The sequence below is a fragment of the Asticcacaulis sp. P2_C5 genome (genome assembly GCF_056404555.1).
Genome location: NZ_JBFUDU010000003.1, coordinates 462,259 through 486,631 on the forward strand (window position 1 = coordinate 462,259; position 24,373 = coordinate 486,631).

A 24,373-nucleotide genomic window follows, 5' to 3' on the forward strand; every position below is an offset into this window, starting at 1 on the left:
CGGTCATGCTACACGGGTTGCATTTCCAATCGCTTAATCAGGGGCGTGCGAATTTTCAGGCGGCGGGAGCATGACAAGGGTAACCCCTGTACCACCTCGCGAGCGGGGCGGCGGACGTGTATCTATACCGCAACCCGCCTTAGCCAAGCGTATCGGCCAGTTTGCGAAGCGCATCTCCCGGCGCAACCACGACCGGTTCGCCGTGCGACATGATGATCCGCCTGAGGGCGGGCTGGCTGGCCCAACTCAGCAATTGCTGGCGCAGACCCGCCTTGTCCTTCAGCCCCCATTTGACGGGGCCCGGGACATGCGGTTCGTCGCCGGCAAATCCCATGAGGCGCAAAACAAACCCCGAGCCCCTGGGCATATTGCCGATAATATCATTGACGATCAGGGTCGTACCCGCCTTGCGCCGCACGATCAGCGCCGCCTCATGGCCGGCCAAACCCCTGACCGTGACAAAGCTCACCTCATCGTCCTGAAAATCCGGCTCGGTCATATCGACGTGGACCGCGTCTTCGGCGGCTTTGCGGGCGCCCGCCGGCGCCACGACCTTGATATCCGGATAGCGATCCTTCCAGATCTTGGCGTCGGTGCGATGATGGTCCCCGGGCACGACCAGCCAGGCTGGCCGTCCCGCGGCCTCGATCCTTTGCATCTGCCGTTCATCCAGGGCAATGGCGCTGTAGATGATCAGGTCGCCGTCTTTCAGGCGGACAATCGTCATCCGGCGCTCCAGCGGCGTCAGCGGCATATGCAGTTCGCCGGTGACCGTCCAGATGCCATCATCGACCAGGGTTAGGGACCCATGTGGCAAAACGGTCCATGTTTCGAGTATCTTGGGCATGGTTTGACCTCCACGAAGGCCATAAACCTAGCCGAATATGTGCAAAATTTCGATGCGTCTGCTTTCCGTGATCGTTCGGACCCGTCTTGCCAATTGGCGATGGAGCGCGTCATCATGGTATCCGGACCGGAGGCCCCATGACCCAACACCGCATCTATTCCGTCAGCTTCGCCAGCGTCTATCCGCACTATATTGCCAAGGCGGAAAAGAAGGGGCGTAGCAAAGCCGAGGTCGACGAGATCGTCCGCTGGTTGACCGGCTACAGCCAGGCGCAATTTGAAGGCCTGCTAGCGGCGAAGACGGATTTCGAACATTTCTTTGCCGAAGCGCCCAGGCTCAACCCTGCTCGAACCCTGATCACCGGCGTGATCTGTGGTGTGCGGATCGAAGAGATCGAAGAGCCAAGCATGCGCGAAATCCGCTATCTGGACAAGCTGATCGACGAACTCGCCAAGGGCAAGGCGATGGCGAAGATCCTGCGGCAATAGCATCACCGCAATCCAACTCGGTAAAGCGTGTCGTGCCGTGCAATGCGACCGGAAACCGGCGCTTAGAATTTTTTAAATGGAACTCTGTTATGCGTCATCCAGGGAGTGCCTAGATGTCTCGCGAGTACAGGTTCAACACATTTATCGACACGGAACGAAAGATCCTCACGATTCGGCCGATTGGCTACATGCCGGGTAGCTATTTCGTGGACAAAATGTTCGAGTTCTATGCGGGCGTGGATGACCTCCTGACCTACAACCGGGTCGTCGACGTCCGGCGGTTTGAAGGCAGACTCAGTCAGGAAGAGCGCGACGAGATCGCAAGGCGCTGGGCAAAGGTCGTGGATGGCCAAGTCTACCACGCCCATGTCGCGGTCGTTAGCCTGGACCCGTTGGCGAGCTTTCGGGTCGCTGCCGTTTCCCCTCTGTTCCCAAACGAGACGATGTGTGCCTTTATGGATTACCACGAAGCGGTGAACTGGCTTCTTGCCGTCGACAAGACGGCGTTTCTGAGCGGACTGGGCGCAACCCACCTGCCTCAGCGCCCGGACGACCAGATTTACATCGAATAGGGCGTTCCCCGAAAATCCAGATGCCGCTCATTATGCGGGGCTCCTGGTCATTTAAACGTTTTGGCAGCGATCTTGTTGCCGCGTGGTCCGGTTTGCCGCGGCGTGCTCTTGCTGTTCTCCTCATGGAGTTTGCGCCAGCGGGCCAAGCGGCCTTCCGTCAGGTTTCCGCTCGCCACCGCGGCCCTGACCGCGCAGCCGGGCTCATGGGCGTGGCTGCAATCGCGAAACTTGCAACTGGCAGCCAGGTCGACAATCTCGGCAAAGGTTGTGTCGATCCCTCCGGCGACGTCGCTGACATGCAGGCTGCGCATACCGGGGTTGTCGATAATCCATCCGCCGCCTGTGGCCGCATGAAGTGAGCGGGCGGTCGTTGTGTGACGACCCTTGGCATCGTTCTCCCGGATACCGCCCGTGGCTTGCGGTGTAGCCTCATCGTGCCGGCTCAGCGCATTGACCAGGGTCGACTTGCCGACGCCGGACGACCCGGCAAGCGCCACAGTCTGACCGCGTCCCAGCCATGGCGACAAGAGGTCCACGGCCCGGGCGGATTTGGCATTGACGGCGACCACGGCCAGATCGCGCTGGAGCGCCCTGGCCTGGTCCTCGAACGGACTCGAATCTTCGATCATGTCTGTTTTCGTCAGGACAATAACCGGTCGGGTGCCCGATTCATTGGCCATGGCGAGATAGCGTTCCAGCCGGGCCGGGTTGAAGTCGGCGTTACACGAGGTGACGATAAACAACGTGTCGACATTGGCGGCGGCCAGTTGCGGTTCGTCCCGGCCTTCAATGCGACGCTGCAGCACGCTCATCCGGTCCAGCCGGCGGATAAGCCGTGCCGGATCGGGGGCGACGAGGACCCAGTCGCCGACGGCATACTGCGCCGTCGTCTCGCCGTCGGTCAGGGAGAGCGCCGTGGTGCCATGGGAAGAGATAACCGTCAGGCGGGTGCGATGGACCTCGGTAATGCGGGCCTGAACGAGGTCCATTTCGCCGGACGAGACCTGATCGGCGAAAAAGGGGCCCCACCCCAGATCTTCAAGCTGTGCAGCGGTGGGGTCGGACTGAGCCATGCGCTGCACCTGTTGAAGACATGCTGCGTTTAGTACGCTTCCACCACTGGTGTCGAGTTTAATCCAGGTCAACCCCGTCGGATCAGTCGCACCAGCAACAGCAGGACAACGGCGCCACCTGTTGCCGTGATGATGGTGGCGATGATGCCGCCGCCAATATGTATCCCCAAGACACCGGCCAGCCAGCCACCGATGATGGCGCCGACAATACCCACGACGATATCGCCGATAAGGCCGAAACCGCCGCCCTTGACGATGGAGCCGGCGATCCAGCCGGCAACCGCACCGATGACCAGCCAAATGATAAGGGATTCAACGCTCATGGTGTATGTCCTGGGTTTATGACCTGGCCTGTGCGGCGGGTCGGACGGACACCCTACAGGTTCATCGACGGCTTACCAAATACAGGTTCCTTATGTTCAGGCGAGGTGCCGGGCAGCCTTACCGGTCGTTCCCCCCTTCATGTGCCGATCCCGCCTTATCAAAGGTGCAGGGCGAGTACCGTGTCTTCATGTTCAAACGTCGAACGATAGACGTCGATATCAAGCCGCGTCATTCCTAAAGTTTGCCCCATCGAGCGCCAATTTTTGCGAATCATCGTTGCCATGTCCTTGAACACTGCGGTCGCATCGGCGACGGGGACGTCGAAGAAGGTGGCGTGCTCCAATAGCGTTGCGAGGCTGGCGGCCGTGCCTGAAATCTCCGAGATGGCGGTCTTCAGTTCTCTATGGCGATCCGGAGAAGGGTTGACGTCGAAAAGAGGCGACAGGCGCCACTGATTATTGCCGGCATATAGGAAGCCATGGTTCTTCAGGTGATCGTCCGTGTTCGACACCAGGATCGAGAAGCCAATGCGTTTGAACAACTCCCGTAGATCACGGTCCGGCGCGTCGGAGTGGGTCCGGATCGCTTCGGCCATTGCCGTATAGGTCCCGCCATTGGCATCGTTCAAATCGAGCATGGTCTGGGCCGAAATATACGGAATCCGTCCATTGGCGCTGCGGTCAAACCTCTGGATGAGGGCAACGGCAAGGCCGTCACTATGGTCGAGCCGAACAGCCGGTGCACGTAGACCGCAAAGTTGAGCCAGCTGCAGGGTAAGTACTTCGACAAGCTCAACACTCTGGGTGTCGAGGCGCGAGGTGAACTTGGCGATAAAGAGTTGGTCACCATCGAGGACCGAGCATTTGGGGCGGGCGCCGCCGAGGGCACTGCCGACCTGGCGAAGGCGTTGGAGCGCTTTCGCAGTCATTGGCTCTTGTTGTTCGAGGCTGGCGATGGTTCGACCGAGTTCGTTCAATTGCAATAGTGGTGGGATGTCATGGAGGCCGCCCGGCAAACTTGCCAGAAAATCTCCGCCGTCGGGACTGCGCAGACGCAGGGCACCCATCCGGGAAAAGTCATCGACGGCCGTCAGAAAATCGCACTCGTTGAGCGGACGGGTGTCGTCGCGGGTTTCGCGGGCATCGCGGCGGATGATATTGCGGCCCCAGCTATCGGGTGTCGTGTCCGCGAGAGGAGGGGGGAGGGGCGAGCCACGGTCTCCTTCCGGTCGATAGTAGAATGGGGCCTCGCGCAGCGGCATGGAGGGGGCAAGGGCAAAACTTCGCGAATTTTCGAGCCAGGCAAGGGCATATTGGAATCGGCTGAATTGGCGATTGCCTTGGGCTTCGAATATAAGTTGCCCGACTTCGAGGCCCTGGTCGCCCATGAAAACCGAAAGTGTTGTCTGGACCATTAGAAGGCCTCCCCGTTCTCATCAGGTGATGCACTGGCTGTTGGAATAGACGGCTTTGCGGCTTTCTTCGTGGCTGACCTTACCCTTTGAGGCAGGTTCTGAGTGTCGAGCATCAGACCCACATCATCCTTCGCGCCATCGAGGAGGTTGCCGAGACGCGAGGGCTCACCGAGCACGACCAAAACCATGGCAACGACGCCGAGGGAGATACCATGATCGCCAGACTCAAGCCTGCGCACCGTGGAAACATTGATCCCGGCGCCCTCGGCGAGCCGTGCCTGAGTGATTCTGCGCCGCTTTCGGGCAGCGGCAATATCAGCGCCCAGCTTTTTGAGTTCGTTTTGAGCCCGTATCGACGGGAGGTTCGTTTTTTTCATAATGGCGCTTAAATACACCATTAAATTTAATAAAGCTATATTTATGCACCTTTATATCTGAGGTACCGCCAGCGATATCGATTTCGGGGACGCCTTACTAATTGCATAAATCATTCTTTGGTTGAAATGCCACATCTACATCAGGAGGCGTCAGGAGGCGCGAATAGGCGGGTCAGACTCGTTATCCACTCCATGTCTTTTCAGACCATGACCGGCGTCATCTGGTCACAACAGTCACACCCCTATAGGGAGTGTGTGACTGTTGTGACCGCAGACGGGTTGGCAGATGTGAGACGTCACGGCCGGTCGCACGTGACCTGAGGTGACCCTGTGACCCTAGATCAGCCATAACAAATCGCCTTCGATCCTGAGCTTACGGGCAGCGCAAAGGCCTTCCAGGGCACGGGAAAAGCGCATCTTGGCGGCGCTGGATTTGGTGTCTTCCGCTAGTCCCATGGCCAGGGATTTCAGTCGAACCTGCTCCCGGGTCACAGCCTTCATCCATGTTTTTTGACCTTCGATGGCGGCGGGCAGGAGGAGCGTCTTCTCGTTGTCGGTCACATACCTGACGGCGGTCAAAACCAGCGCTTCGGGAGGCTTCAGAGCCCGTGACCGCTTCTGCCGTTCAGGCCTGTCCGACACCGGTTCAAAGGCCACGACGCACGAGGTCAGTTCGTCGCCGTCGTCATCAAGCATGCCCAGCCCGACCTCTTCCAGCCGAAAGGCGATCTGGCCGCCGTCGACGCCGTTCTTGACCTTGGCAAAGGTGACGACGCGTACGGCGTCGTCATCGGTCGAACGCTCCACGGTCAGGGTGGCGTCCGAATTGGCGTCCAAGCCGGACCAGCCGCGGATACCCTTGTCGGCGCCGGCCTTGCCGAAGTGGGCGACGACCAGGACCAATGCGCCGGTCGATCGGGTTATGTCTTCCAGGGCGTGGAAGGCGCGCGACATATCAGCGGAGCTGTTCTCATCGGCCCCCGGTGCGCAGCGCGACAGGGTGTCGATCACCACAACGCCCAAGTGACTGCCGATGGCGCCGAAGCGATCGGACGCCGCGTGCAGGGTCTTTTTCAGGTCGTGCACGGCGGAAGGGTCGAGCAGGTTCAGCCCCTGGCCGATCAGCTCGAACGGCATGGGTGTTGCGCGGTGGTGCTTCCAGCGCCAGGCCAGGACGCGGGCGCGGCAGCCATTGTCGTCCTCGCCGGCGATATAGACGACACCGGCGCGGCGGGCCTTTGCGCCGAAGATCTTCGGTGCGCCCGCCGCCAGGCGCAGACAGGTATCCAGCGCCAGGAAGCTCTTGCCGGCCTTGGTCTGGCCGACGATAAAGCCGACGCCTTTCGACGGCAGGACGCCCTTGATCAGCCAGGGCGAGGCTACGGGTGCGACCGCCGCGAAGGGCTCGGGATTGTAGCGTGAGGTTTTGATATCGAGCGATTGGATTTTGTCGAGCTCGGCGCCGTAATAGGCCAGGACATGGTCGACCGGTCCGCCCTTGGCCAGTTCGCGCACCATCTGGTCACCGAGCAGGGCGCCTTGCCTGGCCTTCCACGTCTCGATCAATTCCGCCGCCAGGATGGGCACGGTATTCGCCGGTGGGGCATGGTCGATCAGGTCGGCGAGGTAGCTCTTGCCGCCCAGGGAGGCGAATTCCGGATCGGCCTTCAGGCGCGATACGACGACCGAAGGCGCGATATCGCCGCCATTTAGCGCCAGGTCCTGGATGAGGTGCCACATCCGGCCAAGGACGGGGGAAGCGAAGTGGTCTGCCGTGACGCCGTGGGCGTTGTTGACGGCGGCCGGGATGTTGAGGCAGGCCCCGCACAGGGCCTGCTCGACCTCGACACTGGCCAGGTTTAACGTCATGGCGTTCATGGCTTCACCTCAGGATTGGACGGATGTTGGCGGCGGAAAGGGCTTAAATCCTCCTCTTCCCGTTTACGGGGAGAGGCGGGGCGCCCCGTGGCGTGGCGAGCCTGCGAGCCGGTGCCCGGCGGCGAGCCTGAGGGGCGTTCCACTGCTGACGCAGCGGTTCTGTCAGTGGCCGGTTGATTTCCTGTATGGCGGGAAGCTCTTCATCTCATCGTCGACAGCGGGAGCTCCGGTCTGCACGGTCGCACAGGCTGTTTTGACGGTGGAATGCCCCTCACCCGGCGCTTCGCGCCACGCCACGGGGCGCCCCGCCTCTCCCCGTAAACGGGAAGAGGAGGATTTTGCAGGTTACTTCTTGCGGATGGGCGCCGGGCGCTCAGGGCTACGCAGGATTATCGCATTCGATAACCCAAACCTGTCCATCGTTGGACGGTCAGGCAGAGATAACACGCAACCTGTCCGGTTTAACGCCCTTAAGACAGAAATATTTTTGGGTGGTCCCGTCACAGCGTCACAACTGTCACACCCCTATAGGGGGCGTGTGACAGTTGTGACGCTTCGGGATGTCGGCAAGGGCAGGGCGTCACCGGCCGTCACATCTGACAAGTCGTGACGCTGTGACGCCGGATACCCCGAGCCTGCCAGCGAGCGAACAGCACAGATATGGTCATGCGTCACACGATAGAGCGAAGGTTTGGGCCTTCGATCCATCTTGGTGAAGGCACCCTGTTTCATCGGGTGTCACAGGGCAATTACGGCAATCTTGCCAGCTTTCGCAGCTACGCATCGTCGCCGCGCCTCACTCGCCCGCCTTTTGGGTGACCAAAGGATAGCTGTCCGTGCGGAACGGCTGGGCAGGAAAACCGGCGCCATTATACAGGGTCGCCATCGGATTGGACTGCCAGGCGTAGCGCACGACCACCGGCTGCGCCACCTTGAGTGATGATACAACGACCGTATCGCCGTCAATCTTCGCCGTTGCCCACGCCCATTGGCCGTCCTCGCCAGCGACCGAAAACTCGCCCAGCGTATCGCCTTTCGCCACAAGACCGCCATCCGCATGGGTGAAATGCAGGCGCAGGGCGCCCGGAAGCCGGTCAACCGAAGCCAGGGTCGGACCGGAAGCCACAACCGGCCGTCCATAGGTGCCTGCCAGGGCGCAGGCCGCCAGGCGATCGCCGACCGGCTGCTTGTCCTTCGGATGGATATTGTCCGCTTCGCCCGTGTCGATCGTCACGGCAAGGCAGGTATCGCGCGTTGACGCCACGGTCAGGGCCTGGGATTCGCGCAGGTCCGCCCAGCCGTCATCCGTAGGATCGGCCTGCCGCGCCTGGAAAGCCGGCAGGCCCGCCACGTAAAACGGCAGGTCCGACTGCTGGAACAGGTTGCGCCAATCCTTGATCATGATCGGCAAAATCTTGCGGTATTGATAGCCGCGCCCGGAGTTCTGTTCGCCCTGGTACCAGATGACGCCGCGCACCGTAAGCGGCGCGATCGGCGCCAACATGCCTTCATAAAGTACCCCCGGCATGACGGGCCAGTTCTCGTAAGCTAAAGGCAGGGGCTGCGGCGGGCGGGCGTCGATGCTAAGTTGGCCTTTCCACGCGCCGGCCAGCGCGATCTGAGACCCGTCGCCCAGCTTCAGATACAGGTCGTCCGGCTTGCTGAGAAATCCGCCTGTCGGCTTGGTTTTCAGCACCCGGACAGCGATCACATTGCGGCCAGGCTTCAGAACCGCTGGAGGAATGAAATAGCGGCGAGGGTTTTCGACCCACGCACTGCTCCCCACGTCTGCGCCGTTGATATAAACCGTGTCCATGCGTTCGATCGATCCCAGGGCGATCACCGAAGGTCCGGCGGGTACCGGATCGGGCAGGGTGATCTCCCTGCGGAACCAGACAAGTGCGGGGGCATCTGGCACGCCCAGCTCGGCGAAGCCACCCGGAATGGTCACCGGTTTCCAGCCCGCGTCGTTAAGATCAGGTTCTTTCCAGTTCCCTTTGAGGCCGATATCGTACTGATCGTACCAGTGCATGACGAAATTGCCGTATTCGGGTGCGCCGCTGTCGGTCACGCGCTTCAACTCCGCCAGCTCCGCATCGAAATCCTTGAGCGGCGTGAGCGACGGCGCGCTGGTCCAGCTTTCGGCCGGGGTGCCACCCACCGCATCGATGACCAGACCAATTGGCGTATGCAGTTCGCCATGCAGCTTGCGAGCAAAATAATATCCGACCGCGGATATCGAATCGGCCGTCTCGGGCGAGACGACTTTCCACGAACCCTGGATGATGTCCGTATGATGATAGGCGGCATGGCCGGATACCGTGAAGTAGCGAATCTCCGGTTCGTTTGCCGTTCTGACCTCGGCGTCCCCGTCCTTGGCGAACTTGAGTGGCAGGCCCATATTGGATTGCCCGCCGCCGATCCAAATATCGCCAACCAGGATGTTCTTGATTTCGATTGTTTGTGAATGGCCGGAAATGCGCATCACCCAGGGGCCGGCGGACGTCGGCGGCTGCAGCTTCACCTGCCATCGCCCGTCCTTGTCCGCTTTTGTCTGGACCGCGTGTCCACCGATTTCGACTCGGACAAGGTCACCCGGTTGTGACCAACCCCAGATCACATTGGCCTTGTCCCGCTGCATGACCATGTTGTCGCCGAAGATAGGGCTAACGAACGGCAGGGCAACTGGGGCGCCCACGGCGGCATCGGCCGTGTTTTGCGCCTGCGCCTCGACATTTGGCAAGGCGAGGGCCGCGGAGGCGAGCACCAGAATGGTCATCGCTCGGCCAAAATTCTGAAAAAGCCCGCGCAGGTTACGAAAAGTCATAGGTTGGTCCCTGTTCTTTACCAAGCGTGCCAGCGTGCGTACGGCTGGGACGTTATTTTTTGTTACCGCTATCATAGTTTCGACGGCGTGCGGGTAAATTTTGGTTGTAGGAGAAACGGGGGCGGTGTCTCTATTGCCTTATAGTCCGTCACCCCAACAAACAAACTGTCCTCACGACATGATCAAGCCGCCTGAATGCGGAATGAGACGGCATGTTCGCAGGGCGCCTTGTGCGGCACGGTAATTTCCAGGCCATTCGCGGTTCGCGTCCACTTCAGCTTTGCATGGGAGCCCAGCATCTCCACCTTGCCGATCTGTTGCGGATAGAGTGGCGAACCCGCTGCCAAAGATCGCACCACGAGCTTCCCGTCGCTGGGCCAACCGAGCGCGATGGCGTATAGAACATCGCCCTTGGTGGTAAAGCGGATATCGCGGTGATCGAAACGTAATTTCTCAAGCTGATAGGCCTCGACCTTCGTTTCCGTCGACGGCCCCTCGCCAAACAGTTTCCACGGCCTCGAGCCTTTTATCGCTTCGCTATTGACCTGTTGCCAATTGGCGAAGGCTTGCAGGAACGCGATTTCGTCGCTGTCGGGTTCCCCGTGGCCAGGCAGCGGAATACCCAGCAACAGATTGCCATTCTTGCTGACGATATCGACAAACAGCGGAATCATCAGGGCTGGTTTACGATAGCGGTGCTCGGTCAGCAGCGCGCGCTTGTAATGCCAGTCGCCGATACAGGCCTCGGTCTGCCAGGGACTTTCCTCGATCTTATCCGCAAACAGCATCTCGAAACTGCGGGTCAGGGTTCCCCAGATCGGTTCGGGCACATTCTTGAGGTTGACAATGCCTTCCAGCCGTCCGCCGCGGCGCTCCATGTTGCGGTTATAGAAATAGGCCATGATCTGCGGCGCCAGATCCGGTATGCCGAGCCAGACGCCGAGGTCCGGAGCGAACGGGCCGCCGGCGTCGTAATCGAACTTCACACCATCGTCGAAGGTCAGCATGTCCGGGTCATACTTGTCTATGACGTCCTGAACGCGCAGCATGAATTGCTGGACAAAATCGGGGCATGGTGTGTTCTTGAGGTGCGGTTTGCCGTTGAGCAACTGCGGGTCCAGGCCCTGCCACCATTTCCCTTGCCCGTCGGCGCTGGTTTGCATGCCGTCATAGGGGACCCCCGCGAGCGGTCCGGTCGTATCGCTCTTGTAACGCACCGGCAGGAACTCGTCCCAGGTACGGTGCGGAGTGCCGTGGTAGCTGACGCCGAAGCGCAAACCGTTAGAGCGCGCCGCCTTCGCCCAGCCACCGACGATATCGCGCTTTGGCCCGATATTGACGCTGTTCCACGGCTGGTGCGCTGAATCCCAGCAATCGAAATTATCGTGGTGCGTCGCCAGCGAGACCAGATATTCGGCGCCGGCGGCCTTATAAAGCTTGACCAGGGACTCGGGGTCCCAGCGTTCAGCTTTCCACAGATTGCAGACATCCTTGTAACCAAAGACAGAGGGATGGCCATAGGTGCGCGTATGAAACCCATTCTGCGCCATGCCCTGGATATACATGTTGCGGGCGTACCAATCGCCCTGTTCCGGCACGCATTGCGGGCTCCAGTGGGCCCAGATACCCAACTTGGCGTCACGGAACCAATCGGGCGACCTGTAAGACTTGAGCGACTCCCAATAGGGCTGAAAGGGGCCGGATGGCGGGGTGCCCTGGAAAAACGGGTCCGCCGATGCCTGTGCAGGGACAGCAAGCGCTGCGGCGCCGCCGACGAGCAGCATACGGCGGTCTATGTCTGTCATGGCTGTTTCCCTGCTTTTATTAGCGGAAGATTATTTTACCCGTTTATGCGCCTGATTATCAGACTTTACGACCAAATAACCCGCGGCCGGATTTTTCTCAGAGCCGGGTCGTAAAAGGAGGCAGACTCATTATCGATTTCGCGATGGCACCCTGAGCGATTCATAAAATGCACTCGGCCAAACTGGCGGCTCGACGAGGCTGAATCAGCCGCCTCATAAAGCCACGAAACGCATGAATTAGTCTGCCCTGGAGGGGGCAGATGGTGGCGTTGGGTTGGATAAGAAACGTTCCACCGCTTTGGCCTGGAAGCTATTTGCTTCGAAGAGGAAGGCAGGAGAGCACACGCCCTGCATCACCGTAAGGGTTCCAGGCTCGGAGACGAGTGGATTGGCCATGTTTGGGTCGCGAGATGGTGGATACTGCGAAGCGGGCTTGCGCAACGCTATCACGTAGGCGCCAACTGACATGGAATCCGGTATTCCATAATTCTCTGGAAACCAGATCGCTGACAGTTTTCGCGGTCCCTTGCCAACCAGGACCTGGTCGACCAGAATATCGAAGCGCGCATAATCGCCGGGAAAGGTCTTGGTGCCTTTGCTCAATCTCGCACCAAGTCTGTCGATGAAACTGAACTCGGGGTTTTGCACGATCCGATAGTTCGTAATTCGCCCAATCACTGCAAAATCGGCCGTTCGGACATCTTCAGGTCGATAGGGCATCGAGATGATGCAAGCCGTAGACGAACTGGCCCATAAAGCCAGAAGCAAAGGTGCAACAGCCAGAAGCTTGCGATATCGCATCAATGTTCTCGCTGAGGATCCAGGGCTGCGCGGATTCACGTCAGAATCAAGCCCCACCTTAGGATGCAACTGGCAAACACTTCATCAATGATCTCGAAAATTTTCACGTCGCCCAAATACCCCAAAAGGGCAGTCGGATGTCCTACTTCGCCACCTCAGCCTCACCACTCACCGTCAGCACCGCCGACACTGTCTTGGCATAGGCCGATTGGCCGCCGCCCAGGCTGATCGTGTAGCTGCCCGCCACGACCTTGCGCGCGCCGGCCGCGTCGACCTGGGACAGGCGGCGCGGATCGAGGGGCAGGGTGACGATTTGGGTCTCGCCGGCCTTGAGGTAGACGCGGCTGAACCCGGCCAGGGTCGGGTGGGCGCTGTCGCCCGGCTTGGCGACATAAAGCTGGACGACCTCGTCGCTGTCGCGCGCGCCGGTATTGGACACCCTAACCGACGCCGTGACCGTATCGCCGGCCTTGATACTCGCCGCCGACAGGGCTGCGTCGCCATAGCTGAACGTCGTGTAGCTGAGACCATGGCCGAACGGAAACAGCACCGGGCCGTCGAAATAACGATAGGTCCGGCCCTTCATGCCGTAGTCGTTGAAGGCCGGCAGTTGGCTGGCCGACTGATAGAAGGTGACAGGCAGGCGCCCGGCCGGGCTGAAATCACCCGCCAGCAAGCCCGCCACGGCCTTGCCGCCAAAGCCGCCGGGATACCAGGCCTCGACGATGGAGGGCACATGGTCCTTGGCCCAGTTGATGCTCAGGGCGCTGCCGTTCATCAGCACCAGGACGACCGGCTTGCCCGTGGCCGACACCCGCTCAAGCAGGGCCTGCTGCGGCGCCGGCAGGTCCAGGCTGGTTCGGTCGCCGCCGGCGAAACCGGCCGCCTCGACCTTCATCTCCTCGCCCTCGATCCGTGCCGACAGGCCGCCGACAAAGACCACGACATCGGCGCTTTTGGCCGCAGCCACCGCGTCGTCGCCGTTCTCACTGGGCGTGCTCCACACCAGGCGCTGATCGCCGGTGGCGCCGTTCTGGAAGGCCTCGACCTTCAGCGGATAGACAGTGCCGGCCTGCAGCGCGATCTTGCCCGAGGCGATCGACGGCGCATCGCCGACGCCCCACTCGTCGATGACCAGCTTATCCCCGACCCAGATGCGATAGCCACCTTCGCTGGCAAACCTGAAACTATACTCACCGCTGTCCGGCGCCTTGATAAAGCCCGTCCAGCGTGACGATTCGTCCTTGTCGATGCCGCTCCACGCCGTGGCGGCATTGGCGGCGGTCTTGCTCTCCACTGGTTGCCCCGCAGGATCGTGGCCGGCAAAGAATTCGGCCTTCAGCCCGGGCTGTGCGCATTTGACGTCCAGGCACAGGGCGGCGTCGGGCACCGGCGGCTGGGCCGGTCCGATCAGGCCCGTCCCCTCGGCATAGACAATCTTCGCGTCGGGGAACCGGGCGCGGATACCGTCCAGCACGGTGACCGGCTCGGTCGGGCGGCCGTAATAGTTGCCGACCAGGGTGTCGTAGCTGTCGGCATTGGGGCCGATGACGGCGATCGTCTTGGGCGCAGCCAGCGGCAGCACGCCGCCGTCGTTCTTCAGCAGCACCATCGATTCCTGCGCCATCTGCAACGAGGTGGCGCGATGCTCCGGCGTGTTGTTGTCGGCGGCGGTGATCCCGGCATAGGGCGAGGCGGCCAGAGGGTCGAGCAGGCCCAGCCGGTAGCGCGCCGTGAACAGGCGCAGCAAGGCCGTATCGACCACGGACGAAGGAAGCAGGCCCTGATTGACGGCGGCGACGATCGTGTCGGGCTCGGTCGTCATGTTGTTGCGATAGTCGCCGCAGATCAGGTCCATGCCCGCCTTGAAGCCCAGGGCGACGCCTTCGGGCGCCGTCCTGGTGTAGTGCAGGCTGTCTTCGCGGTAGATATTGGCGGCGGCCCCGCAGTCCGACACGACATAGCCCTTGAAGCCCCAGGCGTCGCGCAGATGGGCCTGCATCAACGCGGTGCTGGCGCAGGCCGGTACATCGTTGAGCGCGTTATAGGCGCACATGACGGAATCGACCTTGCCTTCGGTTACCGCGGCGCGAAAGGCCGGAAGATAGGTGTCTTCCAGGTCGTGCGGCGACGGCTTCATATCCTGGCGATGGCGGCCGTCTTCCGGGCCGCTGTGGACGGCGAAGTGCTTGGCTGTGGCGATGGTCCTGGGATGGGCCGGGTCATCACCCTGCAGGCCGGTTATGTAGGCGATGCCCATGCGGCCGGTCAGGTAGGGGTCTTCGCCGTAGGTTTCCTGGCCACGACCCCAGCGTGGATCGCGGAAAATGTTGATATTGGGCGACCACACGGTCAGGCCGCGATAGAAGTCGGTGCCGCCGTCGGGGTGAACGCGCTCGGCATATTTGGCGCGGAATTCGGTCGAGACCGTATCGCCGACCTGGTGCAGCAGGTTCGGGTCCCACGACGCCGACATGCCGATCGCCTGCGGGAAGACTGTGGCGATGCCGGCACGCGCCACGCCGTGCAGGCCTTCGTTCCACCAGTTATATTCCGGTACGCCCAGGCGCGGAATGGCTGGCGCCGTATGGCCCAGTTGGTGCGCCTTTTCGTCCAGCGTCATGCGGCCGATCAGGTCCTTTGCCCGCGCCTCGGGTGTCAGGGTCGCGTCGAGAAAAGGGCAGGGTGCATCGGCACAGGCAGGCGGTGTTGCGGCCATGGTCGGTGCTGCAAAGGACAGCAGGGCACCAAGAAGCGCAAAAGTGGCGACGGACGCCATCAGGCGTCCCGAAAATAGGGGAGAGCGGTTCATGGGCATTTCCTCGGCAGGTGGGACGCGCATCTTGCCGGCGCTGTTGCTGGTAGCGGTATCAGCCAAACTGTGTGGCCGTCAAGACATGGTGCCGGGCGTAAGTTTCGTAGTATGGGGGGCAAGATCACAAACCTGGCCCATGGCGGAAACGATTCCTGCCACGGCCCAAAAAACGGCGCAGAGGACATCCCCATGGCAGCTTTCGATCACAAAAAACGCGACCTGCTGAAGGCAACCGGCGCCGGACTGGTCCTGGCCACCTCCGCGACCCTATCTGATACCGCCGAAGCCAAGGGCCGCAAACGCAAGGCCGTTCAACGCACATCGTCGCTGATCGATCGCCAGATCGCCACCGGCTGGACCTTCCGTCAGGCCGATACCACAGAGTGGCTGCCGGCGACGGTGCCGGGCACGGTCCATACCGACCTGCTGGCCAACAAGAAGATCGAAGACCCCTTCTACCGCACCAACGAACACGACCAGCAGTGGATCGACAAGAAGGATTGGGAATATGCGACGACCTTCACGGTCGACGCCGCGACCTTCGCCCGCAACCATGTCGAGCTGTGGTTCGAAGGTCTCGACACCTATGCCGATGTCTATGTCAACGACACGAAGGTCTTGACCGCCGACAACATGTTCCGCGAATGGACGGCCGACATCAAGCCGCATATCAAGACCGGTGCCAATGCGCTGCGCATCTATTTCCGCTCGCCCATCATGGAGGGCAAGAAGAAGCTGGATGCGTACGGCTTCAACCTGCCGGCGGCCAACGACCAGAGCGAAAACGGCGAGGTCGGCAAGGACAAGTACAGCGTCTTTACGCGCAAGGCCGGCTATCACTACGGCTGGGACTGGGGCCCGCGCTTTGTCACTTCGGGTGTGTGGCGACCGATCCATCTGCGCGCCTGGAACACGGCGCGCATCGACAATGTCCAGATCGTCCAGGAAAGCCTGTCGCCGGACCGGGCCAGCCTGACCGCGGTGTTCGAAATCATCGCCGACCATGACGGCTCGGCCATGCTCGATATTTCCAGCCCGACGGACGCCAGGATCCACGTCACGTCGCCGATCGCCCTGAGGGCCGGTGTCAACCGCATCGAACTGCCGATCACGGTCGTCAATCCGAAGCTGTGGTGGACCAACGGCCTGGGAGAGGCCTTCCTCTATACGCTGAACAGCCGGCTCAGCACGCCGGCCGCGGTCCTCGACACCCACCAGGTCAGGGTTGGCCTGCGCACAGTCAAGATCGTCCAGACACCGGATGCCGGCGGCAGCAGCTTCTATGTCGAGCTGAACGGCGTGCCCGTCTTCATGAAGGGCGCCAACTACATCCCCAATGACAACTTCCTGACGCGTGTGACCCACGACATCTATGACAAGGTCATTCGTTCGGCGGTCGACACCCATATGACCATGCTGCGCGTCTGGGGCGGTGGGGTCTATGAGGACAACTATTTCTACGACCAGTGCGACAGGAACGGCATCCTGGTCTGGCACGACTTCATGTTTGCCTGTTCGATGTATCCGGGCGACAAGGCTTTTCTCGACAGCGTCCGCCAGGAGACGATCGACAACGTCAAGCGCCTGCGCAACCACCCGTCGATTGCCCTGTGGATCGGCAATAACGAGATAGATTCAGCCTGGGCCAATGATGTGCCCAATGGCGGCTGGGGCTGGAAACCGCAATATGACGACGCGCAAAAGGCGAAGATCTGGGACGCCTACAAGGCCATCTTCCACAACATCCTGCCGTCCGTCGTCAAGCAGTATGACAGCGGGCGCTTCTACTGGCCGTCGTCACCTCTGGCGGCCTGGGACGGCAAGGACGGGCTGAAGCACGCCGACGTCAGTGCTGCCATCCAGACGGGCGACACCCACTATTGGGAGGTGTGGGGCGGCCGCAAGCCGTTCAGCGAATACCGTACCCACGTCAGCCGCTTCGTCAGCGAATACGGCTTCCAGTCCTTCCCGGAATTCCGGACCGTCCAGACCTATGCGGCGCCGGAGGACTACGACATCTTTTCCAAGGTCATGCTGTCGCACCAGCGCGCCAATGACGGCAACACCATCATCAAGACCTATATGGAGCGCGACTATAAGGTCCCGGCCGACTTCCGCCAATTCCTCTATGTCGGCCAGGTCCTGCAGGCCGAGGGCATCAAGATCGCCATGGAAGCCCATCGCTCGCGCATGCCCTATTGCATGGGCTCGATGTTCTGGCAGATCAACGACTGCTGGCCCGTCGCCTCATGGAGCAGCATCGACTATTACGGCCGCTGGAAGGCGCAGCAATATTTCGCCGTCAAGGCCTATGATACGGTGCTGGTCTCGCCGCAACTCGATAATGGCAAGGTCAGTCTCTATGTCGTCAGCGACCTGCTGAAAGATAAGCAGGCAACTCTGTCGCTGCGCCTGCTCGATTTTTCGGGGAAAGTTCTGTCGCAATCTTCGCAACCGATCGTGTTGAAGGCCAATACGGCGAGCCTGGTCCAGACCCAGACGGCCGACGCCTTATTGGCGGGTGCTGCGGCCGAAACTTCCGTACTGTCTGTGCGTTTGCTCGATGGCGGGAAGGTGCTGTCGGAGAACACGGTCTATTTCAAGCCGGTCAAGGACCTGGCCCTGCCCAAACCCGCTATTGTCAAGAGCGTCAAACAGGTCGGCGGCGATATCGTCGTGGCCGTGACGTCGAACGCGCTGGTCAAGAACCTTTATCTCAGCCTGGAAGCGGGCGACGGCAGGTTCAGCGACAACTATTTCGACATCCTGCCGGGCGAGACGGCCGTAGTGCATTTCAGACCCGCCGGATCGATGACCGTGGCGGCGTTCGAGAAGAACCTGAAACTGATGCATATGGCGGATGTTCAGACGGTTTAAGCCTTTCTGACAAACCTCCCGGCTTTTTGCGGGCCTGCGAATATGTTAGGCTCAGTGAAGTGGGGAGGGGCGGAATGCGCAAGACCATTATCAGCGTGTTGGCCGGCTTGGCGGTAATTGGGGCTGCATATGCGGGCGGTTGTGCGCTGGCTGCTTTCGGCTCGCCGTCCATCGCGGTTTCAAAGATAACCATAAGGCCGGAATGCCGATCGTTGCCACCGGAAAGCTGGACCGTCCACCACGGCACAAGCATGGAATGTGAGCAGCTGCGACGCGAGGACGCCCGACTTAAGGCCCATCCCGGCCTCGCTATACGTGAAGGTCGGAATTTGACCATCTTCTATCGCGGTCTGCCGGTAACCCGGCTTCAGATGCTGCAGTGGGGTGACAAACCAAGCCCCTGCAACGGCTATGACATTCGTTCAGTTCTGGCGCTTTACGATCGCGAGACGGCCAAAACCGAAAACGTGGCGGATGTCGTATGTCATGTCGGGGAAGTGAGTCGACATGTCCTGGTCCTTCCCGATGGCACGCCATGGTGGCTCAGCCGCCCGGCAGCCTCTTCCGATGGACGTCGGATAGGCGGCATGCCCGATGGTCCGGCTGTGCCTTTAGGCCTTACCATATACGACTGGCCCAGGCGGAATGTTGTGGCTTACTTCCCGGTATACTGCGATGCGTTGGCGTGGAAGGATGCTGACCACCTGACGGCCAGTTCGTGCCGGGGAAAACGTCGCGGCAAATACGCGTTTAACGCCCGGGTCTGGCGGGATGAGCGCGGCAGGTGGCAGCTTCAGGCGACCCAATGGTTAGATGCTAACCGGGTTATCAAGATCGAGAATGGGTATATCATGAATACGCCGGTTTTCTCATTGCGCCCGCTGCCACATTTCGACAGTGCCGTCTAAGCGAGCAAACCGCTACCGATCAGCGCCGAGATGGCGTCGGCGGCGGATTTCACCTATGCCGCTAACGCCTCGACCCGTTCAGGCGTGATGCGTGACGCTGGCCCTGACACTATGCCTAGTCTGTGCTATTTTCCTGCATAAGGGGGCACAGGTATGCGCAAAATCATCACTACACTGCTGTTGATTACGCTATTGGCGGCCATAGCCTACACAGGCTACTGCGCCTGGATCGCCTACGGCACGCCGCCGCGCGCTTATCAAGCCTTCCGACAGCACGATGCGCCAGAATGCGCGGCAATTCCGGTTACCGGCAACGCCTTCAAGGGCTCGCGATGGGAATGCGAGCAACGATTGGTCGAGGCCGATCTATTGCGTCAAAATCCGGGCGTGGTCGCCCGCGAAGGTGATAGCCTGGCGATCTTCTACCGCGGTCAATTGGTGAGCCGGCTAAGTCCGGTTGAACCCGACGGTACGATCGAAGCCTGTGATGCCTATCATGCCCATCACATGATCTCAGTTTACGATCCATCCTCCCAAGCCTTGGAAAAGCTACCGGAAATCGTCTGCCATTTCGGCGAATTCGACCGACGTTTTCTCGCCCTTCCGGATGGCGGCCGTTGGGACGTCGCCAGCGTCCAGGCATCAGCAGACGGCCACCAGTTGGCTACGGGCAGCAATAGCTGGGATGCGACGGATGGCCACAACCGTTTTACTGTTTATGACTGGCCGTTACGTAGGGTCGTAGCCCGTTTTCGGCCCAGTTGCCGGGCTCTGTCTTGGCAGGATGCAACGCATCTGACCGTAACCTGCTTGCAGGATCTCACCGTGGACCATCCACGGGAACGCCTTCTAGTACAAGGACTTGCCTTCGACGCCAGGGTCTGGAAGGACGATAGCGGCGCTTGGCAGATGCAGGCGACGCGCTGGGGACGGGCATTAGGTTACAACGACGTCGATGACCTTGAGCTTCAACCGATCTTTTCACTTCGTCCGCTGCCGCATTTCACGGCTGCAAAGGTCAAAGGCGCCCCGGTCGGTCGCGGACACGGCTAGTCTTCCGCATAGCCCCCGTGCAACTCGACCACCCGGTCGATGGCGGGCGCGCTGGCGCCCAACTCCCAAGCCGCATCGAGCCAGTCCCAAGACCAGACGCAGTCGGGTTTACCGCGGATATAGGTGCGGCCAATCAGCCTCAGCGCCCGATTCAGCCGCTCGACATGACGGCTATCTATGCACAGTTGCAGGTAGGTGAGACTGGCGTTGTTGGTCATCATGCGGTCAGCCACGGCTTGCAAAAAGGCCCGCCGGGCCTGGGCCACGCCCTGCCGAAAATTGCCGTCATCGCACAGGCTTTCGGCCAGAGCCAGCCGCGATACGATTCCCGGATACTGCGACAACATATACCGGGCATATTTGACCTGGAGATCGAACCGGGAGTGCAGACTCGCTTCGGCAAGGACCAAGCCCAAAATCACGAAGCGATTGTTGTGGTCGGATTCGCCCGCGGCCCGTCGCAGCAGATACACCATGCCCGCAGGCAGATCACGGCCGCGATAGCGCTCGATGCGGCCGTGCATATCGCGCGCTGTCCGGGCAAGTGTCGTGTAGCCTCCCGGTTTAATCATCCCGTCAGCAACCCGCCACCGATCAACGCCGAGATGGCGTCGGCAGCGGATTTCACCTGTGCCGCCAATGCCTCTACCCGTTCAAGCGTAATGCGTGACGCTGGCCCCGACAATGATATCCCGGCACGTGCCTCGCCGAATTCATTGAAGATCGGCGCGGCGACACAGCGCATGCCGGGTGTCGCCTCTTCGTCGTCCAAAGACCAGCCGCGTCGCCGCACGCGTTCCAGATCGCTGCGCAGCATGGCGGGTTCGCACAGCGTCTTTTCGGTGAGACGGACCAGGGTTTCGCTGCGCAAAAACTTCTCCAGCTTTTGCTCCGGGAGATGGGCCAGCAAAGCCTTTCCGATGCCGGACGCATAGGCCGCCCGGCGCTCACCAATACGGAAGAAGGCGCGTATGGGCGCCTCGCACTCGACCTGGGCGACGAACACCACCTGGAACCTGTCGAGCATGGCCATATTGACCGTTTCGCCCGTCGCTTCCATCAGCGCGGTCATGGCCGGGCGCCCGGCGACCAGCAGCTTGTTGCGGCGCTGGAAGGCCATACCGATGCGCAAGGATTCGATGCCGATGGTCCAGGTCTGGGTGATCTCGTCAAACGCCACCAGGTCGTGCGCCGCCAAAGTCCCGAGCAGGCGATGCACGGTCGACGGCGGCAGGTTTGCCGCCTGCGACAGGTCGGTCAGGGTCATGCCATCATGCGCCGACACGGCTTTCAGCAGGCCAAGCGCCTTTTCAAGCGACTGGTTGGTCTTGACCTCTGCCTTGTCTTCTTTTGGCCGGCCTCTAGGACGACGTGCTTTTTCCATGCTGCTGGCCTTTGATTTGGCCCTTATTTACCCCCATTTTGGAAATCATTTCCAGAATTATTTGCCGGCCGCAACCTGATCCAGGGTCTTGGCCGGGGTGATGGCCTGCGGGTCGATATAGCAATGGATAATCGCCGGTTTGCCGCTGGACTGGGCGCGCTCGAGGGCCGGCGCGAACTCCGCGGTGGTCCGTACCGTCTCGCCATGGCCGCCGAAGGCCCGGCTGAGGTGCGCGAAATCTGGATTTTTCAGATCAGTGCCCACCACGCGATGCGGATAGTCGCGTTCCTGATGCATGCGGATCGTGCCGTACATGCCATTGTCGACCACGATCACAATGACCGGAATATCGTACTGGACCGCCGTGGCGAATTCATTGCCATGCATCAGGAAGCAGCCGTCGCCGGCAAACACCACCACGGTCCGGTCGGGGCATTGCCGTTTGGCCATAACGCCGGCCGGTACGGAATAGCCGACGCTGCCGGAGGTCGGGGCGATCTGTGTCCGCGGCACGCTGTGGCGCCAGTAGCGATGGACCCAGATGGCGTAGTTGCCGGCGCCGTTGCAGATGATGGTGTCGGCCGGAAGTGTTTCACGCAGCCACACCATGACCTCGCCATACTGGAAATCGCCCGGAATCCTGGCCGGTGTGGTCGTCCACATCAGGAAATCCATATGGGCGTTCTGTGCCTGCTCGCGCCACGGAATATTGGCGGGCACCTTGAGCCACGCCAGCGACCCGGCAAACAAATCCGGCGCGCAGACAATCCCTAAGGCCGGGGCATAGACCTTGCCGATCTCGCCGGCGTCCGGGAAGACATGCACCACGGTTTGCTGATCGATCAGGGTATAGCCGGCCGACGGCACCTCGGCCATGCGCGCCCCCAGCAGGATCAGCAGGTCGGCATCCTTCACCCGCTGCGACAGTTTCGGATTCTGCCCAAAGCCCAGATCGCCGGCGTAACAGGGATGCAGGGCCGGGAACAAAGCGCCGCGGCGGAACTCGGTCGCCACCGGGATGTGGAATTTTTGCGCAAAATCGGCGATGGCCGCAACACCGTCATCGCTCCAGCACGATCCGCCCAGCACGATCAGTGGACGTTTCGCCGCCAGCAACATCTGCTCAAACTGCTGGAACTGGGCGATCGACATCTCCGGCCGCACAGGCTCGACCCGGACGGCATCGGCGACCTCGACCACCTCGGTCAGGATATCCTCAGGCAGGGAGATGACTACCGGTCCGGGACGGCCCTGGGTCGCAATGCGAAAGGCCCGCGCCATGATCTCGGGGATACGTTTCGGATCGTCGATCTCGACCACCCACTTGGCGACCGAGCCGAAGACGGCCTCGTATTCCATCTCCTGGAAGGCGCCGCGTCCGCGCATGGCGCGTTCGACCTGGCCGATAAACAGGATCATCGGCGTCGAGTCGTGCTGCGCAATATGCACGCCGTGAGCTGCGTTCATCGCGCCCGGTCCGCGCGTCACGAAACAGATTCCCGGCCGGTTGGTCAGCTTGCCATAGGCCTCGGCCATGATGGCGGCTCCGCCTTCGTGGCGGCAGATCAGCACATCAATATCGGCATCGTACATGGCGTCCAGCGCCGCCAGATAGCTTTCGCCCGGCACGCATGTCAGACGCTCGACACCCTGGATAACGAGTTGATCGACAAGAATTTTTCCACCAGATCTCATATTACGAAGTCCATTTGGGTTGGCCCGAGCCAAGCATGGGGGAAGGGGAGGTCGCGGCCATGCGTTGACCGTCGATAACGATAGGCGAGGCCACGCCCGGCGCGTGTGATCCGTCGACCGCGACCAGGTCGAGCTTCATGCCGCGATGAACGATTTGCGGATCGGCGAAAACGTCTTCGATACGGTTGATGGGGCCAGCCGGAACGCTGTGACTTTCCAGCAAGGCTAACAGTTCGGTGCGATCATGCTGCAACAGAAAGGGCTGCAATATATCCTGCAAGGCGCCCCGGCTGGCCACCCTCAAGGCATTGGTGGTGAACCGTGCATCCCGTGCAACATCTTCGGCTCCCAGGGCACCACACAGCTTCTGGAACTGGCCGTCATTGCCGACCGCGACGATTACATGGCCGTCGGCCACCTGAAACACCTGATACGGCGCAATATTGGGGTGGGCATTGCCCAGGCGGGACGGTGACTTACCCGACACCAGATAGTTGGCCGCCTGGTTGGCCAGGATCGAGGTCGCGGTGTCGAACAGCGACATGTCGATGTGGCAGCCTTCGCCGCTGATATCGCGTCCGCGCACGGCGGCCAGGATGGCGGTTGAGGCATAGACACCGGTGAAGATATCAACCACGGCCACGCCGACCTTTTGCGGTTCGCGCTCGGGCTCGCCAGTGATGTCCATCAATCCGCTCATCCCCTGGATGATATAGTCGTAACCGGCGCGCGCGGCATAGGGCCCGTCCTGGCCGAAGCCGGTGATCGAAGCATAGATCAGGCGCGGATTGATCGCCTTCAGGCTTTGATAGTCCAGCCCGTACTTTGCCAGGCCGCCGACCTTGAAGTTCTCTATGAGGATATCGGCCTCAAGCGCCAGTTCGCGCACGATGGCCTGGCCTTCGGGCGTTTCGAAATCGACGGCGACCGACGACTTGCCGCGGTTGCAGCTATGAAAATAGGCAGCGCCCCATGGATGACCTTCGACATCGGTGACGAACGGTGGCCCCCAGGTGCGTGTGTCATCGCCGACGTCGGAGCGTTCGATCTTGATGACCTCGGCGCCGAGATCGGCCAGCAACTGGCCGCACCATGGCCCGGCCAGTATCCGCGCCAGTTCTAACACTTTCAAACCACTGAGCGGTTTCAAGACGTGCCTCTAACTTCCCCCTCTACCCACCTGAGGGGAGAGGGTGGCTCGCTTGCGAGCCGGGTGAGGGGTTTACAGACGCTGG

The 24,373-nt window shown here is 60.9% G+C and carries 19 protein-coding genes; 5 read left to right on the plus strand and 14 right to left on the minus strand.

Translation table 11 applies throughout. The annotated features are described in order from the left end of the window. Positions 1–139: 139 nt before the first annotated feature. Positions 140–847: a hypothetical protein gene (locus tag AC1DXO_RS07980; RefSeq protein ID WP_476977589.1), complete on the minus strand. Its 708-nt coding sequence runs from the start codon at positions 845–847 to the stop codon at positions 140–142. 137 nt (positions 848–984) lie between these two features. Between AC1DXO_RS07980 and AC1DXO_RS07985 the strand changes: the two genes are divergently transcribed. Together AC1DXO_RS07985 and AC1DXO_RS07990 are read left to right on the plus strand one after the other, a co-directional pair. Next, entirely contained in the window at positions 985–1,335 is a 351-nt protein-coding gene (locus tag AC1DXO_RS07985) for a DUF2200 domain-containing protein (RefSeq protein WP_476977590.1), read from the plus strand. Positions 1,336–1,448: 113 nt separating this feature from the next. Then, positions 1,449–1,907 carry a hypothetical protein gene (locus tag AC1DXO_RS07990; protein WP_476977591.1) on the plus strand — a complete coding sequence of 153 codons (459 nt, stop codon included), beginning with the start codon at positions 1,449–1,451 and terminating at the stop codon, positions 1,905–1,907. A gap of 47 nt (positions 1,908–1,954) precedes the next feature. Here the strand turns inward: AC1DXO_RS07990 and rsgA are convergent, their stop codons facing one another. From rsgA to AC1DXO_RS08035, 9 genes are all read right to left on the minus strand, one after another. Continuing rightward, positions 1,955–2,980 (minus strand): ribosome small subunit-dependent GTPase A, encoded by a 1,026-nt coding sequence (gene rsgA / locus AC1DXO_RS07995; protein WP_476977592.1) that lies wholly within the window; start codon positions 2,978–2,980, stop codon positions 1,955–1,957. A gap of 68 nt (positions 2,981–3,048) precedes the next feature. Then, the gene (locus tag AC1DXO_RS08000) at positions 3,049–3,303 is read right to left on the minus strand and encodes a GlsB/YeaQ/YmgE family stress response membrane protein (RefSeq protein ID WP_476977593.1); all 255 of its coding nucleotides are present in this window, start codon (positions 3,301–3,303) and stop codon (positions 3,049–3,051) included. A gap of 158 nt (positions 3,304–3,461) precedes the next feature. Continuing rightward, the gene (locus AC1DXO_RS08005; RefSeq protein WP_476977594.1) at positions 3,462–4,718 is read right to left on the minus strand and encodes a type II toxin-antitoxin system HipA family toxin; all 1,257 of its coding nucleotides are present in this window, start codon (positions 4,716–4,718) and stop codon (positions 3,462–3,464) included. Next, positions 4,718–5,095, minus strand: a complete 378-nt coding sequence (locus AC1DXO_RS08010; RefSeq protein ID WP_476977595.1) for a helix-turn-helix domain-containing protein — start codon at positions 5,093–5,095, stop codon at positions 4,718–4,720. Before AC1DXO_RS08010 ends, AC1DXO_RS08005 begins: the two co-directional genes overlap by 1 nt. A 336-nt stretch (positions 5,096–5,431) precedes the next feature. Then, on the minus strand, positions 5,432–6,973 hold the full coding sequence (locus AC1DXO_RS08015; protein ID WP_476977596.1) for an AAA family ATPase: 1,542 nt from the start codon (positions 6,971–6,973) through the stop codon (positions 5,432–5,434). Between the two features lie 796 nt (positions 6,974–7,769). Further along, a complete protein-coding gene (locus tag AC1DXO_RS08020; protein WP_476977597.1) occupies positions 7,770–9,800 on the minus strand; it encodes a sialate O-acetylesterase in 2,031 nt (676 codons plus the stop codon). A 182-nt stretch (positions 9,801–9,982) separates the two neighbouring features. After that, positions 9,983–11,605, minus strand: a complete 1,623-nt coding sequence (locus tag AC1DXO_RS08025; RefSeq protein ID WP_476977598.1) for an alpha-L-fucosidase — start codon at positions 11,603–11,605, stop codon at positions 9,983–9,985. Positions 11,606–11,842: 237 nt separating this feature from the next. Continuing rightward, on the minus strand, positions 11,843–12,406 hold the full coding sequence (locus AC1DXO_RS08030) for a hypothetical protein (RefSeq protein WP_476977599.1): 564 nt from the start codon (positions 12,404–12,406) through the stop codon (positions 11,843–11,845). Positions 12,407–12,548: 142 nt separating this feature from the next. Next, positions 12,549–15,218 carry a glycoside hydrolase family 3 protein gene (locus tag AC1DXO_RS08035; RefSeq protein ID WP_476977600.1) on the minus strand — a complete coding sequence of 890 codons (2,670 nt, stop codon included), beginning with the start codon at positions 15,216–15,218 and terminating at the stop codon, positions 12,549–12,551. Positions 15,219–15,410: 192 nt separating this feature from the next. Here AC1DXO_RS08035 and AC1DXO_RS08040 point away from each other — a divergent pair, with 192 nt between their 5' ends. The 3 genes from AC1DXO_RS08040 (at position 15,411) to AC1DXO_RS08050 (ending at position 20,059) form a co-directional block, all read left to right on the plus strand. Continuing rightward, positions 15,411–18,098: a beta-mannosidase gene (locus tag AC1DXO_RS08040; RefSeq protein WP_476977601.1), complete on the plus strand. Its 2,688-nt coding sequence runs from the start codon at positions 15,411–15,413 to the stop codon at positions 18,096–18,098. Between the two features lie 74 nt (positions 18,099–18,172). Then, entirely contained in the window at positions 18,173–19,006 is an 834-nt protein-coding gene (locus tag AC1DXO_RS08045; protein ID WP_476977602.1) for a hypothetical protein, read from the plus strand. 153 nt (positions 19,007–19,159) lie between these two features. Continuing rightward, positions 19,160–20,059 (plus strand): hypothetical protein, encoded by a 900-nt coding sequence (locus AC1DXO_RS08050; RefSeq protein ID WP_476977603.1) that lies wholly within the window; start codon positions 19,160–19,162, stop codon positions 20,057–20,059. Here AC1DXO_RS08050 and AC1DXO_RS08055 read toward each other — a convergent pair. Genes AC1DXO_RS08055 through AC1DXO_RS08070 form a run of 4 tightly spaced genes read right to left on the minus strand, consistent with a single transcriptional unit; the run spans position 20,056 to position 24,288 of the window. Next, positions 20,056–20,631 carry a hypothetical protein gene (locus AC1DXO_RS08055; RefSeq protein ID WP_476977604.1) on the minus strand — a complete coding sequence of 192 codons (576 nt, stop codon included), beginning with the start codon at positions 20,629–20,631 and terminating at the stop codon, positions 20,056–20,058. The genes AC1DXO_RS08050 and AC1DXO_RS08055 overlap by 4 nt on opposite strands. After that, entirely contained in the window at positions 20,628–21,443 is an 816-nt protein-coding gene (locus AC1DXO_RS08060; protein WP_476977605.1) for an IclR family transcriptional regulator, read from the minus strand. Before AC1DXO_RS08060 ends, AC1DXO_RS08055 begins: the two co-directional genes overlap by 4 nt. A 57-nt stretch (positions 21,444–21,500) precedes the next feature. After that, positions 21,501–23,138, minus strand: a complete 1,638-nt coding sequence (locus tag AC1DXO_RS08065; protein WP_476977606.1) for a thiamine pyrophosphate-binding protein — start codon at positions 23,136–23,138, stop codon at positions 21,501–21,503. Position 23,139: 1 nt separating this feature from the next. After that, positions 23,140–24,288: a CaiB/BaiF CoA transferase family protein gene (locus AC1DXO_RS08070; protein WP_476977607.1), complete on the minus strand. Its 1,149-nt coding sequence runs from the start codon at positions 24,286–24,288 to the stop codon at positions 23,140–23,142. Positions 24,289–24,373: the final 85 nt, after the last annotated feature.

Coding starts and splice junctions, on each gene's coding strand:
- AC1DXO_RS07980 (WP_476977589.1), bottom strand. CDS start 847: ATGCCCAAGATACTCGAAACATGGACCGTTTTGCCACATGGGTCCCTA.
- AC1DXO_RS07985 (WP_476977590.1), top strand. CDS start 985: ATGACCCAACACCGCATCTATTCCGTCAGCTTCGCCAGCGTCTATCCG.
- AC1DXO_RS07990 (WP_476977591.1), top strand. CDS start 1,449: ATGTCTCGCGAGTACAGGTTCAACACATTTATCGACACGGAACGAAAG.
- rsgA (WP_476977592.1), bottom strand. CDS start 2,980: ATGGCTCAGTCCGACCCCACCGCTGCACAGCTTGAAGATCTGGGGTGG.
- AC1DXO_RS08000 (WP_476977593.1), bottom strand. CDS start 3,303: ATGAGCGTTGAATCCCTTATCATTTGGCTGGTCATCGGTGCGGTTGCC.
- AC1DXO_RS08005 (WP_476977594.1), bottom strand. CDS start 4,718: ATGGTCCAGACAACACTTTCGGTTTTCATGGGCGACCAGGGCCTCGAA.
- AC1DXO_RS08010 (WP_476977595.1), bottom strand. CDS start 5,095: ATGAAAAAAACGAACCTCCCGTCGATACGGGCTCAAAACGAACTCAAA.
- AC1DXO_RS08015 (WP_476977596.1), bottom strand. CDS start 6,973: ATGAACGCCATGACGTTAAACCTGGCCAGTGTCGAGGTCGAGCAGGCC.
- AC1DXO_RS08020 (WP_476977597.1), bottom strand. CDS start 9,800: ATGACTTTTCGTAACCTGCGCGGGCTTTTTCAGAATTTTGGCCGAGCG.
- AC1DXO_RS08025 (WP_476977598.1), bottom strand. CDS start 11,605: ATGACAGACATAGACCGCCGTATGCTGCTCGTCGGCGGCGCCGCAGCG.
- AC1DXO_RS08030 (WP_476977599.1), bottom strand. CDS start 12,406: ATGCGATATCGCAAGCTTCTGGCTGTTGCACCTTTGCTTCTGGCTTTA.
- AC1DXO_RS08035 (WP_476977600.1), bottom strand. CDS start 15,218: ATGAACCGCTCTCCCCTATTTTCGGGACGCCTGATGGCGTCCGTCGCC.
- AC1DXO_RS08040 (WP_476977601.1), top strand. CDS start 15,411: ATGGCAGCTTTCGATCACAAAAAACGCGACCTGCTGAAGGCAACCGGC.
- AC1DXO_RS08045 (WP_476977602.1), top strand. CDS start 18,173: ATGCGCAAGACCATTATCAGCGTGTTGGCCGGCTTGGCGGTAATTGGG.
- AC1DXO_RS08050 (WP_476977603.1), top strand. CDS start 19,160: ATGCGCAAAATCATCACTACACTGCTGTTGATTACGCTATTGGCGGCC.
- AC1DXO_RS08055 (WP_476977604.1), bottom strand. CDS start 20,631: ATGATTAAACCGGGAGGCTACACGACACTTGCCCGGACAGCGCGCGAT.
- AC1DXO_RS08060 (WP_476977605.1), bottom strand. CDS start 21,443: ATGGAAAAAGCACGTCGTCCTAGAGGCCGGCCAAAAGAAGACAAGGCA.
- AC1DXO_RS08065 (WP_476977606.1), bottom strand. CDS start 23,138: ATGAGATCTGGTGGAAAAATTCTTGTCGATCAACTCGTTATCCAGGGT.